We start from the raw sequence: 16,585 nt of genomic DNA on the forward strand, positions 1-16,585 counted from the left end.
ATCCGCTCACTCCACCAGCCCCGGGAAATCGGTCAGCATGCTGCGCGCAAACTCGACCAGCTGCCCCCCCATCCAGCTGCCCAGCAGCGCCAGCACGAGCAGCACGACGATGAGCTTGGGAACGAAAGAGAGCGTCGGTTCGAGGATCTGCGTGGCGGCCTGGAACAGGCTGATGGCGAATGCCGTCAACAGTCCCGCCAGCAACACCGGCGCGGCGATCAGCATCACCAGCCAGAGCGCGTCGCGCGCAAGGCCTTCCATCAGAAGCTCCCGAGCAGCGAGCCAACCAGCAGGTGCCAGCCGTCCACCGTGACGAACAACAGCAGCTTCAAGGGCAGCGACACCAGCTGCGGCGGCAGCATGATCATGCCGAGCGCGGTCAGCACGGCGGCGACCACCAGGTCGATGACCAGGAACGGCAACACGACCATGAAGCCGATCTGGAACGCGGTCTTGAGTTCACTGGTGAGAAAGGCCGGCGCCAGCGCCGCCAGCGGCACGCTGTCCACCTGCTTCGGATCGATGCTTTTGTCGTTCTCGGTAAACAGGCTGAGATCCTCGGCGCGGGTCTGCCGCAGCATGAATATTTTCAGCGGCGACGCGGCCTTTTCGGCGGCGGCGTTGAAGCTGAGCGTACCGGCGAGATACGGCTGGTAGGCCTCGGTATTGATGGTCTTCAACGCCGGCGACATCACGAACACCGTCAGCAGCAGCGCCAGTCCCATCAGCACCAGATTCGGCGGCGCGGTCGAGCTGCCCAGGCCCTGGCGCAGCAGGAACAGCACCACGGCAATCCGGGTGAACGCGGTAAACGCCAGCAGCAGGGCCGGCAGGAAGGGGAACAGCAGCAACCAGGGCAGGCTCGTTCCCGGCACGCCGAGCACCTGTCCTCCCGCGCCCGGCGTCACGCTCAACAAGGGTACGCTGGCGTCCGCCGCCCAGGCTGGCACACAGAAGCTGAGAAGCAACCACAACCACACCCGCGCCTTCATCGTCCGTGCTCCTGCACCGACTCCGGCTTGGGCAAGGTATGCAGCAGGCGCACATTGCCACCGCCCACGCCCAGCAACAGCCAGGTATCGCCAACCTCGACCGTCACCACGCGCTCGCGCGCACCCACCGCAGTCGTCCCCACCACCTTGACGGCGCCCTGCGCGCCCATGCCCGGCAGATAGCGGCGGGTGAACCAGGCCACCGCGACGAACCCGCCGAGAATGAGCACCAGGCTCAGCAGCACGGTGAACAGGCTGCCTGCGGTATCGGTCGCCGCCAGTGCCCAGGACGGAACCAGCAGCAAGATACCTGCCGCGACGAATCTAGCCATGCTGGATGACCTCCCGCGCCCAGCGCGTCATGTCGGTTGTGGAATGCGGCAACTGCAGGACAAGCGTTGCCTGCGTGGACGCAGCCGTGATGTGCCATGCCAGCGCAAGCGGCAGCGCGTCCACTCCCGGCGCATCCAGCCAGCTTTCCGCCAACACGGCATCCAGGGTCCGCACGAAGCTGCCGGGAACGAAGGACGTCTCGCCCACCGCACTGCGGCCTCCCAGACGGCGTGTCAGCCACAGGGCGGCCAGCGTGGCATCCGGCAGCCAGGTCGGCGACACCGGCACGGCGGCCGGCTCGGGCGCTGGTTGCGCCATCGCCTGGACCGGCAGGCGCAGCCGGGCGCTCAAGGTAGCGGCCAGCTTGTGGGTCAGGCGCGCCGGCAGGCCGCTGGACGGCGGCGCAGGCGCTTTCAGGAAGGCGATCTCGGCAGGCGTAAGTTCGAGCAGCTGCATCAGCGCCCCCGCCGCCCGGCATCGCGCCGGTGCGTCAGCTCCACCAATTCGTCGTGATCGCGCTGCTCGATGCGCCGCTGCAGGATGGCGGCCTGCGCCAGATGGCGCTGCTCCAGCAGGCGCAGTGCCTTCACCCGCTGCTCGGCCTGCATCCATTCGGCCAGCCGGGCCTGCCAGTCGCGATGGGCGTCGTCGATGGCGGCTTGCGCAACCTGCATTTCCGCGGCTTGCGCGTACTGCAACCGATTCTTTTCCAGCAGCTGCGCCGCCGTCACGCCATCACGCAGCTCGACCGCCAGCTGCGCGATATGGGCGTCGCGCAAGGCCAGCAACTGCACCTGGCGGCCGCGCGCGCGCAGCCACACGCCATGCGCGAGCTTGACCCCGCGCGCCAGCGTTTCGCTGCGCCGTTCGGCCAATTGCAGCACCCGTGCCAGCGCGAAAGGCTTCATCCGAGCACCTCGTCAAGGTCGTCACGCGCGGCGTCCAGCGGTGCGCGCTCGCGCATGCCCTGCATCAGGTAAGCCTGCATCCGGGGATACAGGCGGACGCCTTCGTCCAGCACCAGGTCGGCACCTGGCACGTAGGCGCCGACGGCCAACAGGTCGCGGCTGCGCATGTAGCGCGAATAGAGATACTTGAAGCGGCGGGTGCGTTCCAGCCCCTCATCGGAGAGCAGGTCGGGCTGCGCCCGGCTGATCGACGCCTCGATGTCGATCGCGGGATAGTGGCCGGCGTCGGCCAGATCGCGGGAGAGCACGATATGGCCGTCGAGGATCGCACGCGCCGCATCGGCGATCGGGTCCTGCTGGTCGTCGCCCTCCATCAGCACGGTGAAGAACGCGGTGATCGAACCGCTGCCGCTGCGGCCGTTGCCAGCGCGTTCGGCCAGTTGCGGCAGCTTGGCAAACACCGACGGCGGATAACCCTTGGTCGCAGGCGGTTCGCCGATCGCCAGCGCCACCTCACGCTGCGCCATCGCGTAACGGGTCAGCGAGTCCATGATGAGCAGCACGTGCTTGCCCTGGTCGCGAAAATATTCGGCGATCGACATCGCGTAGGCCGCGCCGTTCAGCCGCATCAGCGGCGGATGGTCGGCCGGCGCCGCCACCACCACCGCGCGCGCCATGCCTTCGCTGCCGAGAATGCGGTCGATGAATTCCTTGACCTCTCGGCCGCGTTCGCCGATCAGCCCCACCACCACCACGTCGGCCTCGGTAAACCGCGCCATCATGCCGAGCAGCACGCTCTTGCCGACGCCGCTGCCGGCGAACAGGCCCAGCCGCTGCCCGCGCCCGACCGTCAGGAGACCGTTGATCGCGCGCACGCCGACGTCCAGCGTCTTGCGGATCGGCGCGCGCTCCAGCGGATTGATCGGGCGGCTGTACAGCGGCACCCGCCGCTCCAGCATCAACGGTCCCAAGCCGTCGAGCGGGCGGCCGGCACCGTCGAGTACACGCCCCAGCAAGGTGTCGCCCACCGGCACCTGGCGCACCCGGTCCTGCGCCCGACGGCGCGGAATGTAGCGCATGCCGAGGCGCGGCGGCTGCGCCGCCAGCGGGTTGTCGGGTACGACCCGGGCGCCCGGCATCACGCCGTAGATATCGGTCGCCGGCATGATGAACAGGCGGTCGCCGGCGAACCCGGCCACTTCGGCCTCGATGCTCTGGCCGCCGGGAATCTGGATGTGACACTGGCTGCCCACCGGCATCCGCAACCCGACCGCTTCCATCACCAGCCCGGACACCCGCGTCAGCCGGCCGCTGGTCGCGATCGGCGTCGCCCAGCTCACCGCACGCCGGCAATCGGCCAGGTATTCGCGCAGGCGGACGGTACGATCCATTTATCCTTGGGACCCCGGTTGGACGCGTTCGAGTGTACGGCTGCCGAGTCGGCTGGCAAGGCGCAAGAGCGTGGCTGTTGCCGCTTGAGCGACTTTACAGCCACGGCCTGCCCCTTGCGGGTACGAGGCGGCATGGTCATTCCATGCAACGAGGCGCAACACCGCCAGATGGCTCGACAGTCGTGCAATCGAATGCGTAGCGATTTTTACTGGCAATGAAATGCCCCGGCTGGGATCGCGGAAAGATAATGATGATAACGATTGCATCACGGAAGCGGTCAACCGGGGTTCCAAGGATTATTCGATCCAGTTCTGGTTGCTGCCGAGCACCTGCACCACCTGGCGCCAGCGTGCCGGCAGCGTGGCGTCGAGGTCGCCCTGCGAGGTTTCGATCAGGCAGCCGCCGCGTACGATGCGCACATCCTCGACAATGCGCAGGCGGTTCTTGTCGAGCACCTGGTCGAGATGCGGGCGCACCAGCGCGGCGTCGTCCGGATTCAACAGCAGACGCGCCTCGCGGCTGGTTTCCGCCATCTGCTTCAGCGCCATGTTGACCACGTCGAGGATGCGTTCCGGCCGTGCCGCCAACTCGCCCGCCACCACCTGGCGAGCCACGTCGAGCGCCAGTTCCAGCACCATGTCGGCGAGGCGGAAATCGAGATTGTCGAGCGTCGAGGAAAAGCTCTCGGCCAGTTGCTTCATGCGACCGCAGGCCTGTTCCCCTTCCACGCGCCCGGCAGCCAGGCCTTCGGCATACCCTTCGGCGCGCGCCGCCTCGCGCAATGCCGCCAGTTCGGCCTGCGGATCGGCCTCGGCGGGCGCAGCCTGACCGGCGGACGCAGCCAGTTCCACCACTTCCCATTGTTCGAATGCAGTAGGGGTATTCGGCGTCGTGTCGTCTGTGCTCATGCCGCCTCCTCTTCGGGGAACTGGATCGCGCCTTCAGCCGCCAGCCGCCGCAGGCTCGCGCCCGCCTCGTCCTGTGCGGCCTGGATCATGGTCACCGGCACCGGGCCCAGCGTATCGAGGTCGACGCGCATGCGCTGCGCAGCGGTCGGACTCATCACGGCCGTCAGGGCGTCGAGCACCTGCCCGTCGCTGCCCTTCAAGGCATGCAACAGGGTACGCGCAGCGACGTTGCGCAGGAAGGTCTTGCGGCTGGCCTCGGGCAGCCGTGCCAGATCCTCGAACGCGAGATTGCGCACGCGCAGCCGCGCGGCCAGTTCCGCATCGTTCCGGTCGAGCTGGCTCAAGGCAGCGGCGGCGCTGCCCTCGCTCATCTGCCCCAGCAGGCCGGCCACCGCCGCTTCGCCCTGCGGCGACGCGGCGGCGTCCAGGCTGGCCAGCCAATCGTCCAGGTCGCCCAGCATGTCGGCGCTCGGCGCATCGCTGTGCGCCAGGGCCAGCAAGGTGTCCGCGCGCGTCTTGCCGGGCAGCAGTTCGAGCACGGCGGCGGCGACGTCGCGCGGAAGCTGCGCGACCACCGCGGCGATCAGCTGGGGCGCCTGCGCCTCCAGCAGGCCGGCAATCTCGGCCGGCTCGCGCCAGGCCAGTTTCTCCAGTGCCTGCGCGCCCGGCGCCCCCAGGCGTTCCAGCATGGCCTGCGCGCGTTCCGGCCGAAATGCCTGCCGCAGCGTCTCGTCGAGAAAACGGCCGGTGTCCGCCGCGAATCCGGTCTGTTCGGCGGCCTCGGCGGCGTAATCGCGCAGGATCGCGCGCACGCGCTCGCGCGGCAGCACGTCGAGCTCGCGCATGGCGCTGCCGAGCCGGCTGACCTCGAGCGGGCTCAGGTAGCGGAATACGGCCGCCGTGGCGTCCTCGCCGAGGGCGAGCAGCAGCGCAGCGGATTTTTCGATGCCAGCCTGGCTCACGCGCGCATCCAGAGCTTGATGACATCCGCGGTCACGCGCGGATTGGCCAGCACCTGGCCGCGGGTTGCCTCGAGTTCGGCGTCGAGGTCCACGGCGGGCGGCTCGACGGCCGGCACAGGCCGCGGGCGCCGCCAGACGGCCACCCCGAGGAGTAGAAGCAGCCCGCCCCCGACTGCGGCCAGCATCCAGGGCTGGAAGTCAACGATCCCGGATGTCGCCGGCGGTTGGCTGGCCGGCGGCATGGGCGCGATCGAACGCGGAAGTTGTGCCTGTGGCTGCGCGACGGCTGCAGCGGGCTGGGCGGCGTGCGTCGCAGGCAGCGCATAGACATTCACCGTGTCGCCGCGCGACGGCACCAGTCCCAGTGCCTGGCGGGCCAGCTGACCTGCACGGCCGAGTTCGGCGGCGCTCGCTTCGAATCCCAGGATCACGATGGCATTCACGCGCCGGATGCGGCCTTCCGGCGTATGCGTGGTGCGCACGGTCTTCTCGAGCGGATGCGTCCGGCCACCCACCACGACGTTGCGTACCCGTTCCACCGTCTGTTCGACGTCGCTGTCCTCCAGTGTGGCCGTGACCTGCACGCTCACGCGGTCCTTGCCAAGCCAGGGCGTCAGCACGGCCAGCGCCCGCTGCGCCAGATCCTGCTCCACCGCCCGCTGCCGCGACTGCACCACCTCGGGCACCGCGTCGCCCAGTTGCACGCCGCGCGGGTCGAACACCTGCACCTCGGACCGTTTCATGCGCGGCACGCTGGCCGCCACCAGGGTCTGGATCGTCGTCACCTGCTCGGCCGACAGCCGCGCGTTCGGGCGCAGGCGCACCAGCACCGCAGCCGTGGCCGGCGGCGCATCGCGCAGGAAGGGCGAGACCTTGGGCAGGGCGAGATGGACGCGCGCCAGCTCGACCGTTTCCAGCGACTGGATCGAGCGCGCCAGATCGCTTTCGAGCGCGTGCTGATAGCGCTGCTGCTCTTCCAGCGACGAGGCGCCGAAGCGGGGCGCGCGGTCGACCTCGTCCTGCGCGTCGGCGTCGGACCGGGGCAGGCCGCGCGCGGCCAGACGGTAACGCGCCACATGCAGCTGATCGGCAGGCACCTCGATGCTGCCGTCGGCGGCGGACAGGTGATAGGAAATATTGAGCTGGTCGAGCGCGGCGATGACCTCGCCGCCCGCCCGGTCGGACAGCTTCGGGTAGAGCACGCGATAGTCCGCCGGATTGAGCCACACATAGGCTGCGGACAGCGCCGCCAGCGGCAACAGCACCAGCAGGACGAACATGAAGCGGCGCAGCGGGCTCGCTTCCGCGATCAGGTCGCGCAGACTGCTCAGCCAACCCGGCACTGGACGCACCTCGTCTGCGGGGTCGGGTTGGGCTGTCGGGTCTTGATGGGTTGTGTCGTCACGCGGCGATTATAACCAGTCGGGCGTGGCCACAGCGCGCAATACCACCTGCACCTGCCCCGCCCGCTCGCGGCTCTGGAACCACCAGATGCTCCCCTTTTTCACCGACAGGTCGCCCGCTTGCCCGGTGAGCAGGCGCATCGCCACCTGCCCCAGCGTGGGCTGGTGGCCCACGACCAGCACCGGATAGGCCGCATCCGGCCAGTCCGCCGCGGCCAGTACGTCGTCGGCGCTGGCCCCCGGCGCCAGCGCCGGTACCCGCTGGAAGCCGCGTCCCAGCGCCTGCGCGGTCTGCAGAGTGCGGGTGGCAGGGCTGACCAGGATCCGGATGTCCTGCGACAGCCGCGGCGTCAGCCAGTCGGCCATGCGCGACGCCTGCTTGCGGCCCTTGTCGGTGAGTTCGCGCTTGAGGTCGGGGACCGCGTCATCGGCCTCGGCATGTCGCCACAAAATGAGTTCCATCGATTTTCCTCGAAAAAATCCGGCATCCGGTCACAGGCAAGACCGCCGCATGGCGCCGGGGTTCGCCACGAATCTACCAGTAAGGCCTCGATTTCAGGAATGCGCGGATCGACCCCGCACACTCGCCGTCCGCCGCGTCCGCCTGTTTCGCCGCCAGCCAGCCGAGGGCGAAGTCCCCCATCGCGCCTGCCTCCCTCCCCGCCGCCGTCAGCAGGCCCGACGCGATGTGCGCGTCGTTGGCCCGCCCCAGGCTGTCCTGGGCCGTGCGCAGCGCCCCCAGATACCCTGCCTGCCGCCTGCCGTCGAACAGCGTCTGGAAAAATTCGGCCGCATACCGCTGGCGTTTGATCGCGATACGCAGGGCATGCCGCCGGGCCGGCGTCAGCGTGGCGAAATCGCGCGCGCCGCGCACGATCGGACGATGCCCTTTCTGCAGCGCCCGGCGCACCCAGGCGTCCAGCGGCGACAACTGGATGAAACGCTGCGCGGCCGGCACCGCCTGGCCCTCAGGGTGCGCATGCCAGCCATGCCGCAGCAGCCAGCGCTGCATCGCCAGCAGCCAGGCGCCGGGATGGGCCTGCGCCAGCGCATCCCGCATCGCCGTCCGCACCGCGATGCGACGCACTTCCAGCGCCGCCATCCCTTGCTGCCAGGATTCGGCGTCGGGATAGTGCGGCGCGATCGCCGGCAGGGTTTCGCCGCACAGCACGTCCCAGTCGCGCGCCGGACCCAGCGCGGCCGCCAGCGCACGCAGTTCGTCCAGCAGCCCGGGCGGCAACGCACACGCCGTCCGGAACAGCCGCAGCGCCGCGCGCAGGCGCCGCAACGCCACCCGCGCCTGGTGCACATATTCGATGTCGTCTGACGTCAGCACCCCCGGCAGATTGGCCTGGAACTGCGCCAGACAGGCCTGGACGATCGCGGCAAAGCCCGCTTCCACGCCCATGCCGTCGTCCAGCCCGAGCGGCACGGACTTCACCGGCGCCGCCCCGATCCCATGCGCCAGCCGCACGCCACGTTCGGCCTTGCTGACGTCGAACGGCAGACAGTCGAACGCAGCGGCCCAGTCCAGCGCCAGCGCGAACAGCGCATCCGGCTGGCCGGCTTTCAATTCGAGCTCGATCTCGCAGATCGGCTGGCGGCGTTCGCCGGACACCACCTCGCCGACGTCGAGCGCCACCTCGACCTGCGCGCCGCCCTTGCCGACAATCAGCCAGGCCGTGCGATGAAAACGCGTCTCGAACACCGGCGCCAGCTGCGCGCGCAACGCCTCCGGCACATAGGCCTGCGCCTCCGGCGGGAACCGGCTCCAGTCCGGCACCCCACGGCCCACCGGCATCTCGAATTCGACGCGCCGCGACAGTCCGCCCTGCCGTTCGCCCTCGGTCTTCAGCGTCTGCAGCCAGCGCCGTCCCACCCGCCGTACGCGCAGCGCCACGCCCTGCGCGCTCAAGGCGAAGTCCGGGGTGTCGAAATAACGGGTGACGAGGTCCTGTTGGACCGGCACGCTACGCCGCCGCGCCATGCGTTTCACGAAGGCCGCAGCCTGCTGCGGCGGCAACGCCAGCTTGAGTTCGATTTCCATTGGATGCGGCGTTGTCATATAACTGTCATGTCAGGGTCGAACACGGGCGTTTATCATTGAAGCACACCACGAATAAATTCATCATGAATCTGCCCAGCCCCGATACCCTCATCAACCGAGAGCTCGGCATTCTCGCGTTCCAGCGCCGCGTGCTGGCCCAGGCCGACGACCCTTCCATGCCCCTGCTGGAGCGTCTGCGCTTCCTCTGCATCGTATCGAGCAACATGGACGAATTCTTCGAGGTCCGGGTGGCCGGCCTCAAGGAACAGATTCGCGCCAACTCCACCCAGCGCTCGCCTGACGGCCTGACGCCGCGCCAGCAATTCCGCGCGGTCTCCGAGATGGCGCATGCGCTGGTTGCGCGCCAGTACGAACTGTTCAACAAGGCGATCATTCCCGAGCTCGCCGAACACGGCGTCCACTTCATCCGCCGCACGCACTGGAACGAAACCCAGGCGGCCTGGATCCGCGACTACTTCTTCCGCGAACTGATGCCAGTGCTGACGCCGGTGGGGCTCGACCCCTCGCATCCCTTCCCGCGTGTGCTCAACAAAAGCCTCAACTTCGCGGTCGAGCTGTCAGGGCGCGACGCCTTCGGCCGCAATTCCGGCGCCGCCGTGGTGCAGGCGCCGCGCTCGTTGCCGCGCGTCATCCGCCTGCCGGAAGAGATTGCCGGCTGCGAATACGGCTTCGTGTTCCTGTCGTCGATCCTGCACGCCCACGTCGGCGAGCTGTTCGCCGGCATGACGGTGCAAGGCTGCTACCAGTTCCGCGTCACCCGCAACTCCGACCTGTTCGTCGACGACGAGGAAACCAAGAACCTGCGCCAGGCGCTGCAGGGCGAACTGCCGCAGCGCCATTTCGGCGCGGCCGTGCGGCTGGAAGTGGCCGACAACTGCTCGGAATCGATGGCCGCCTTCCTGCTGGCGCAGTTCGAGCTCGAAGCCGACGATCTCTACCAGGAACAGGGGCCGGTGAACCTGGTGCGCCTGATGCAGGTGCCCGACTGGGTCGACCGCCCCGACCTCAAGTTCGCTCCCTTCATCCCCGCCCTGCCCGCGCGGCTGGCCAAGGACGAGGACATCTTCGCGCAGATCCGCAAGGGCGACATCCTGCTGCACCACCCCTTCGAATCCTTCCAGCCGGTGATCGACTTCATCGAGCAGGCCGCCGCCGACCCCCACGTCGTCGCCATGCGGCAGACGGTGTACCGCACCGGCACCGACTCCAAGCTGATGCAGGCGCTGATCCAGGCCGCGCAGTCGGGCAAGGAAGTCACCGTGGTGGTCGAACTGATGGCGCGCTTCGACGAGGAAGCCAACATCAACTGGGCGGCCAAGCTGGAGGAAGTCGGCGCCCATGTCGTCTATGGCGTCGTCGGCCACAAGACCCACGCCAAATTGGCGCTGGTCATCCGCCGCGAAGACGGCGAGCTGCGCCGCTACGCGCACCTGGGCACCGGCAACTACCATGCCCGCACCGCACGCCTGTATACCGACTTCGGCCTGCTGACCGCCGACGAGACCATCACCGCCGACGTCAGCAGCCTGTTCACTCAGATCACCGGGCTGGGCAAGGCCGGCAAGCTGAAACGCCTGTGGCAGTCGCCGTTCACCCTGCACAGCGAAGTCGTCGCCGCCATCAATCACGAAGCCGAACTGGCGGCCGCCGGCAAGCCCGCCGCCATCATCGCCAAGATGAACGCGCTGCTGGAACCGCAGGTCATTGCCGCCCTCTACGCCGCCAGCCAGGCCGGGGTGAAGATCGACCTCATCGTCCGCGGCGTCTGCGCTCTGAGACCCGGCATTCCCGGCCTGTCCGAGCACATCCGCGTGCGCTCGGTGGTCGGCCGCTTCCTCGAGCACACGCGCATCTTCTATTTCAAAAACGGCGGCGACGACAAGGTCTTCCTGTCGTCGGCCGACTGGATGGACCGCAACTTCTTCCGCCGCATCGAGACCGGCTTCCCCATCCTCAATCCCAAGCTGAAGAAGCGCGTGATCGCCGAAGGCCTGAAACCCTATCTGCGCGACAACGTGCAGGCCTGGGACATGCTGCCCGACGGCAGTTACCGCCGCCGGGCCAAGCGCCGCGCCAAGGCCTACAGTGCACAGGTCGAACTGCTGGCACTGCTGACCAAACCAGCCTAGAAGCGCTTTCCCCTACTCCGACGCGGCGTTTCGCACGCGCGTGCGGCGCGCACGATCGCCGGCGTGGATGGGATTTGTCCTACAAAGGGTTCGTATCTCACTGATACGTTGGCGTCTCGCCAAGCCCTAAGCTGACACCCAGTCCTCTGAGCCCAAGAAGCAGGCCAGCGCGAACCGTTGAGCCAGCATATGCAGCTTGATGCAAGGTAGTCCACGCCCCTGCCGAAGAATAAAAGGTTCAGGCGACGCAACTTTTCTTGTGTTGCATCGAGACCCAATCGATATCAATTAGACGAAAGGCCAAAAATGCGAACCAACCCCTTGATATTCACTCTCCTGGGCGCTGCCCTTCTTTCCGCAGGCGCTGTCTCGGCCCACGCGGCCGACGGACGTTTCTACGATCCCCGCAACGAAGCCAGCCCCACCGGAAAAACCATCGGCTACGAGCTGTACCGCACGATCGGATGTCCCGGCCGGGGCCTGCTCGATACGCCGTGCCCGGTACCGAAAGATGTCGACAGCGATGGTGACGGCGTCGTCGACAGCAAAGACAAATGCCCCGACACGCCGAAGGGCACCGAGGTCGACGCCAACGGCTGCCCCATTCCAGTTGACGCCCCCGTTGAGCCGACACCGGCCCCCATGACCGAACAGAAACCGGAGGCAGAGCAGCAGGTGGCCAGCCCCGTGCCGGCCCCGGCCCCGGCGCCGCATCGCATGGTGCTCGAAGGCGTGAATTTCAATTTCGACCGCGCCGCGCTGCGTCCGGAAGACCGCGACGTCATCGACAAAGACTTCGCCAAGCTCAAGGAGTGGGGCGACGTCAAGATAGAAGTGGCGGGCCACACCGACAGCATCGGCAGCGACCGCTACAACATGGGCTTGTCGCTGCGCCGCGCCAATACCGTTCGCAACTATCTGATCAGTAAAGGCATCCGCGCCGACCGTCTGGTGGCCAAGGGCTACGGCGAATCGCAGCCGATCGCCAGCAACGACACCGACGAAGGCAGGGCCCAGAACCGCCGCGTCGAACTGAACCAGATCAAGGAATAAACGCGTTCTCCACCGCTCTCCCTGAGTGGACCTACGGGAACCCAGGTTCCCGTTTTTTTTTGTCGGCATGGGCGTCGCCCCCAGGACGCGAGGCATGCGCTGCGATTGACGGCGTCGCAGCCGGTGCCGATCTTCCGGACTTGAAAACCCCGGCACCGCCCCCATTTCCCGTTGCGTTGTGTTTGTTTTACGGGAGATCAAGGCATGTCCGCCACCACCAAAGAAACCCTGGGCTTCCAGGCCGAAGTCAAACAGCTGCTGCAGCTGATGATCCATTCCTTGTATTCCAACAAGGACATTTTCCTGCGCGAACTCATTTCCAACGCTTCCGACGCCGCCGACAAGCTGCGCTTCGAGGGCCTGTCGGATGCCGCGCTCTATGAAAACGACCCCGACCTCAAGATCCGCGTCGCCTTCGACCGCGAGGCGCGCACGCTCACGATTTCCGACAACGGCATCGGCATGAGCCGGCAGGAAGTCATCGACCACATCGGCACCATCGCCAAGTCCGGCACGCGTGAGTTCTTCAGCCAATTGTCCGGCGACCAGAAGAAGGACGCCGCGCTGATCGGCCAGTTCGGTGTCGGCTTCTACTCCGCCTTCATCGTCGCCGACAAGGTCACGCTCACCACCCGCCGCGCCGGCCTCACGTCCGAGCATGGCGTACGCTGGGAATCCGAGGGCGCCGGCGACTACACGCTGGAAACGGTGGAGAAGCCCGGCCGCGGCACCGAGATCGTGCTGCATCTGCGCGAAGGCGAGGACGAATTCCTCTCCGACTGGAAGATCAAGTCGGTCATCCGCACCTATTCCGACCACATCACCCTGCCCATCGTGATGAAGAAGACCGAATGGAAGGACGGCGTCGAAACCCCCACCGACGAGGACGAGACCGTCAACCGCGCCTCCGCCCTGTGGGCGCGCGCCAAGAAGGACGTCACCGACGACGAGTACACCGAGTTCTACAAACACGTCGCCCACGACTTCGAGCCGCCGCTGGCCTGGTCGCACAACCGCGTCGAGGGCAAGCAGGAATACATCTCGCTGCTCTACGTGCCGTCGAAAGCGCCGTTCGACCTCTACGACCGCGAGAAGCGCCACGGCATCAAGCTCTACGTGCGCCGCGTCTTCATCATGGACGACGCCGAGCAGCTGATGCCGCAATACCTGCGCTTCGTCCGCGGCGTCATCGACTCGGCCGACCTGCCGCTCAACGTCTCGCGTGAAATCCTGCAGAACAGCCGCGACATTGACGCCATCAAGGCCGGCTCGGTGAAGAAAGTGCTGGGCCTGCTGGAAGACCTGGCCGAGAACCAGCCGGAGAAATACGTCGAATTCTGGAAGGCCTTCGGCAAGGTGCTGAAGGAAGGCCCGGGCGAGGACTTCGCCAATCGCGAGAAGATCGCCGGGTTACTCCGCTTCGCCTCCACCCACACCGACACCGACGCCCAGGTCGTCTCGCTCAAGGACTACATCGGCCGCATGAAGGAAGGCCAGACCGCGATCTACTACATCACCGCCGACACTTTCGCCGCCGCCCAGCACAGCCCGCACCTCGAAATCTTCCGCAAGAAAGGCATCGAAGTCCTGCTGCTGTCCGACCGCGTCGACGAATGGCTGATGAGCAACCTCACCGAGTTCGACGGCAAGCCGATCAAGTCCGTCGCCAAGGGCGGCCTCGACCTCGGCGAACTCGAAGACGAAGCCGAGAAGACCGCGCAGAAGGAAGCCGAGGATAGCTTGGCCCCGCTGGTCGAGCGCATCAAGACCACGCTCGGCGAGCGCGTCAAGGACGTCCGCGTCACCCACCGCCTGACCGACTCGCCCGCCTGCCTCGTCACCGGCGAAGGCGACATGAGCGCCAACCTCGAGCGTCTGCTGAAGGCCGCCGGCCAGGCCGCGCCGACCGTCAAGCCCACGCTGGAAATCAACCCGACCCACGCGCTGGTCACGCGGCTCAACGCCGAATCAGACGAAGACCGCTTCGCCGCCTGGGCCAACCTGCTGTTCGAGCAGGCGCTGCTGGCGGAAGGCGGACAGCTCGATGATCCGGCGAGTTTTGTGCGGCGCTTGAATGGGTTGCTGGCGATGTTGCCGGGGTGACAAAGGAAAAAGGCCGTTCGTGTATAAACACGACCGGCCTTAAATCTGTTGTTCCCAGCGCGACTGAGCAATCAGTCGCGCTTTTTTACGTCCAACCGCGTCACGCCGTTGCGCTGTGCCGGAAATACTGCGATTCTCTGCCACGACCCGAGGGCGCGAATCAGTACTAGCGCGGCCGGATAAAAGCGGAGAAGGTGTGTTTTCCGCTGGGAAGCGCCCCATAACAAAATCACTCTCAATAAGAACAGCGAGTTAGCATGCAACGTAGCGCGTTATTCATCTTCATCGGAACTAGATATGCACCTGTTCAGGTGTCTACTTCACGTTAGGTGCCGAACATGGCGGAGCGCAAGTTTATAACTGAAATGGCTTTCACCCTTGCTTCGCAAGGCGTAATGATTACTCATCCGAAAGACATTTCAAAAATTGATGACCAGCCTGAAGATGTTAGTGAGTTGGCCAAAGACTGCCATATCTACCTGATAGTAAAACGTCCTCGACTTGGCTTTGTGGCAGATTCCATAAAGTGGAAGGATGGCATTACAAAAGGAAAGATGTACTACCATCAAGCGGGAGAAAGAATAGAGATAGATTTTCTATTGGCTGGAGAGCCAAATGGAATCATCCAATACAGCGAATATCCGCATAACACAATTACTCTAGTTAACGGCGAGGATAGAATTGGTCCGTTACCAGCGCATCTAATCAGCCTTATCTGCGACGATATTAGCGATAAGAGCCTGCGAGACCTAGAGGTCGTATATGTAGGCATGTCATACGGCGACGGCAATCGGTCAGCGAAAGATAGACTAAAGAGCCATTCCACACTGCAACAAGTTCTCGCAGATATGAGCGCCGATGAACCCGATAGTGAGGCGCTCCTAATCCTGGTTCAGTACGCCCCGCCGATTTCACTCATAACATTCGACGGTCGTGACAAGTCACTTCGCATGGAAGATGATCGCGATGTAATTAAAGACCTAAGAAAACAACAAGAACTTATTGACGGAAAGACCGAAATTGCCTTGGCAGAAGCGGGCCTAATCAAGTACTTTAAACCACGATACAACGACAAATATAAAAACAACTTCCCAGACAGGGCGCATGCGATAACCGAGTCTTTGTATGATATTGACTTCATTGCGTTCGTAGTCGAGTTAGACACTGAAGATATAAAAGTCAGGCTATTTAGCGAGAATATGAAACCCGGATTTCACCATATAGCCAGCTACGATCTGCATGACTCCAGTATTAGAAAGAGCTTTTTTGACTTACTGGAGTCTTCCTCTAGTTACTCTGCCGGAAGTCATTCGGGGCCGATATTTTGAGCCCCACCCAATCAACACCTAACACTTCGGTCAAGCGTGAACTGGCCCACAACGGCCTCCGTCCACTTTCGGCCAGCGCCTTACCTCAAACGCGTTATGCATAAGCTCACGGAGAAGCTTTCATGGCTCATTTTCTGAGAGATCAACGGATTTCAAGTGTGTCGATAACTGAGGATAGACTTTCTCAGTTATCGACTATTTTCGAAGACAGAGAAAAGTCACTTGATGACACATCAAAAGCTAATAACTCTCCGGATGACGAGCCCGCCCTTTCATACATCATTCGTTTTGATGGAAAAGGATACAGAGTCTTTTCTATTGATGAATTGCTTAGATATTTCCACCAAGCCAAGTCGGTCGAGAGAGTACTGATTACGCTTGAGACTGGTAGAAGCTTAAAAAACAACCGCCAGACAGGGACATTTATGGAGGTACGCCTAGATGAGGTTGAGCCTCACACCTCATATCTACAGGCAACCTCTGACGATAAAGACTGGGCTGAAGCGGCGTTTTCCTCATTGCAAGAAGTCATATACAAGTGCAATAACAAGTCGGCCTGGGTAAGAAGTGCCTGGACAACTTTTATAGTTCAACTGGTAGGCGTAACACTCGGGTTTCTATTAAGTCTGTGGGCTGCCGCCAAGTTCTCGCCAAAGCTTGCTGTAGAAAGTCCTTTTGTAATTAGTTTCATTTTCGTGTTTATTTTGTTTTCCAATACTTGGACATATTTAAACCAACTCATTCTGCGCATCTTAAATCTCGCATTCCCAAACGTGAAATTTATTCGTAAAGGTCGCGAGCACTTTCACTGGCTATTTCAGGCGATTGTCGGTGGGTTGGTCGGCGCCGTTGTTCTCTACTTTTTAAGCCAAGCGGGGGCTTTTTTGCTGGATGTTCTCAGTAGCTTGGTGGCTAAAAATGCATAACCTTTCCAAGGTTAAACGGGTCAGCGTCGGATATCGCTGATGCCTACTTTCGATGCTAATTTTTTTTGCAGGGCGGCCCT

At 64.3% G+C, this 16,585-nt stretch carries 16 protein-coding genes; 5 read left to right on the top strand and 11 right to left on the bottom strand.

Annotated elements, in window-relative coordinates; all coding sequences use genetic code 11:
- Nucleotides 1-6 precede the first annotated feature (6 nt).
- The 11 genes from fliQ to ABT23_RS04520 form a co-directional block, all read right to left on the bottom strand.
- Nucleotides 7-261 (bottom strand): flagellar biosynthesis protein FliQ, encoded by a 255-nt coding sequence (fliQ, locus tag ABT23_RS04470; RefSeq protein ID WP_018508275.1) that lies wholly within the window; start codon nucleotides 259-261, stop codon nucleotides 7-9.
- Complete coding sequence (fliP, locus tag ABT23_RS04475; protein WP_296631757.1) at nucleotides 261-992, bottom strand: flagellar type III secretion system pore protein FliP; 732 nt, start codon at nucleotides 990-992, stop codon at nucleotides 261-263. Before fliP ends, fliQ begins: the two co-directional genes overlap by 1 nt.
- Complete coding sequence (gene fliO / locus ABT23_RS04480; protein ID WP_296631760.1) at nucleotides 989-1,324, bottom strand: flagellar biosynthetic protein FliO; 336 nt, start codon at nucleotides 1,322-1,324, stop codon at nucleotides 989-991. Before fliO ends, fliP begins: the two co-directional genes overlap by 4 nt.
- On the bottom strand, nucleotides 1,317-1,781 hold the full coding sequence (locus tag ABT23_RS04485; RefSeq protein WP_296631763.1) for a hypothetical protein: 465 nt from the start codon (nucleotides 1,779-1,781) through the stop codon (nucleotides 1,317-1,319). The genes fliO and ABT23_RS04485 overlap by 8 nt, the downstream gene beginning before the upstream one ends.
- Nucleotides 1,781-2,233 carry a flagellar export protein FliJ gene (locus ABT23_RS04490; RefSeq protein WP_296631765.1) on the bottom strand — a complete coding sequence of 151 codons (453 nt, stop codon included), beginning with the start codon at nucleotides 2,231-2,233 and terminating at the stop codon, nucleotides 1,781-1,783. Before ABT23_RS04490 ends, ABT23_RS04485 begins: the two co-directional genes overlap by 1 nt.
- Nucleotides 2,230-3,624, bottom strand: coding sequence for a flagellar protein export ATPase FliI (gene fliI / locus ABT23_RS04495; RefSeq protein ID WP_296631768.1), 1,395 nt, complete (start codon nucleotides 3,622-3,624; stop codon nucleotides 2,230-2,232). Before fliI ends, ABT23_RS04490 begins: the two co-directional genes overlap by 4 nt.
- 297 nt (nucleotides 3,625-3,921) lie before the next feature.
- On the bottom strand, nucleotides 3,922-4,533 hold the full coding sequence (locus ABT23_RS04500) for a flagellar assembly protein FliH (RefSeq protein ID WP_296631771.1): 612 nt from the start codon (nucleotides 4,531-4,533) through the stop codon (nucleotides 3,922-3,924).
- Nucleotides 4,530-5,495 (bottom strand): FliG C-terminal domain-containing protein, encoded by a 966-nt coding sequence (locus tag ABT23_RS04505; RefSeq protein ID WP_296631774.1) that lies wholly within the window; start codon nucleotides 5,493-5,495, stop codon nucleotides 4,530-4,532. The genes ABT23_RS04500 and ABT23_RS04505 overlap by 4 nt, the downstream gene beginning before the upstream one ends.
- Nucleotides 5,492-6,838: a flagellar basal-body MS-ring/collar protein FliF gene (fliF, locus tag ABT23_RS04510; RefSeq protein WP_296631777.1), complete on the bottom strand. Its 1,347-nt coding sequence runs from the start codon at nucleotides 6,836-6,838 to the stop codon at nucleotides 5,492-5,494. Before fliF ends, ABT23_RS04505 begins: the two co-directional genes overlap by 4 nt.
- 69 nt (nucleotides 6,839-6,907) lie before the next feature.
- The gene (locus tag ABT23_RS04515; protein WP_296631780.1) at nucleotides 6,908-7,360 is read right to left on the bottom strand and encodes a histidine phosphatase family protein; all 453 of its coding nucleotides are present in this window, start codon (nucleotides 7,358-7,360) and stop codon (nucleotides 6,908-6,910) included.
- Nucleotides 7,361-7,433: 73 nt separating this feature from the next.
- Nucleotides 7,434-8,963 (bottom strand): CYTH and CHAD domain-containing protein, encoded by a 1,530-nt coding sequence (locus tag ABT23_RS04520; RefSeq protein ID WP_296631783.1) that lies wholly within the window; start codon nucleotides 8,961-8,963, stop codon nucleotides 7,434-7,436.
- A gap of 62 nt (nucleotides 8,964-9,025) precedes the next feature.
- Here ABT23_RS04520 and ppk1 point away from each other — a divergent pair, with 62 nt between their 5' ends.
- The 5 genes from ppk1 to ABT23_RS04545 all read left to right on the top strand — a co-directional run bounded on the left by ppk1 (nucleotide 9,026) and on the right by ABT23_RS04545 (nucleotide 16,505).
- On the top strand, nucleotides 9,026-11,095 hold the full coding sequence (gene ppk1, locus ABT23_RS04525) for a polyphosphate kinase 1 (protein ID WP_296631798.1): 2,070 nt from the start codon (nucleotides 9,026-9,028) through the stop codon (nucleotides 11,093-11,095).
- 306 nt (nucleotides 11,096-11,401) lie between these two features.
- On the top strand, nucleotides 11,402-12,148 hold the full coding sequence (locus ABT23_RS04530; protein WP_296631787.1) for an OmpA family protein: 747 nt from the start codon (nucleotides 11,402-11,404) through the stop codon (nucleotides 12,146-12,148).
- 204 nt (nucleotides 12,149-12,352) lie between these two features.
- Complete coding sequence (htpG, locus tag ABT23_RS04535; protein WP_296631790.1) at nucleotides 12,353-14,251, top strand: molecular chaperone HtpG; 1,899 nt, start codon at nucleotides 12,353-12,355, stop codon at nucleotides 14,249-14,251.
- A gap of 338 nt (nucleotides 14,252-14,589) precedes the next feature.
- A complete protein-coding gene (locus ABT23_RS04540; protein WP_296631792.1) occupies nucleotides 14,590-15,579 on the top strand; it encodes a hypothetical protein in 990 nt (329 codons plus the stop codon).
- A 122-nt stretch (nucleotides 15,580-15,701) separates the two neighbouring features.
- On the top strand, nucleotides 15,702-16,505 hold the full coding sequence (locus ABT23_RS04545; protein ID WP_296631796.1) for a hypothetical protein: 804 nt from the start codon (nucleotides 15,702-15,704) through the stop codon (nucleotides 16,503-16,505).
- Nucleotides 16,506-16,585 lie beyond the last annotated feature (80 nt).

Origin of the sequence: Thiobacillus sp. SCN 63-57, from assembly GCF_001725555.1 — a bacterium.
Lineage (GTDB): Bacteria > Pseudomonadota > Gammaproteobacteria > Burkholderiales > Thiobacillaceae > Thiobacillus.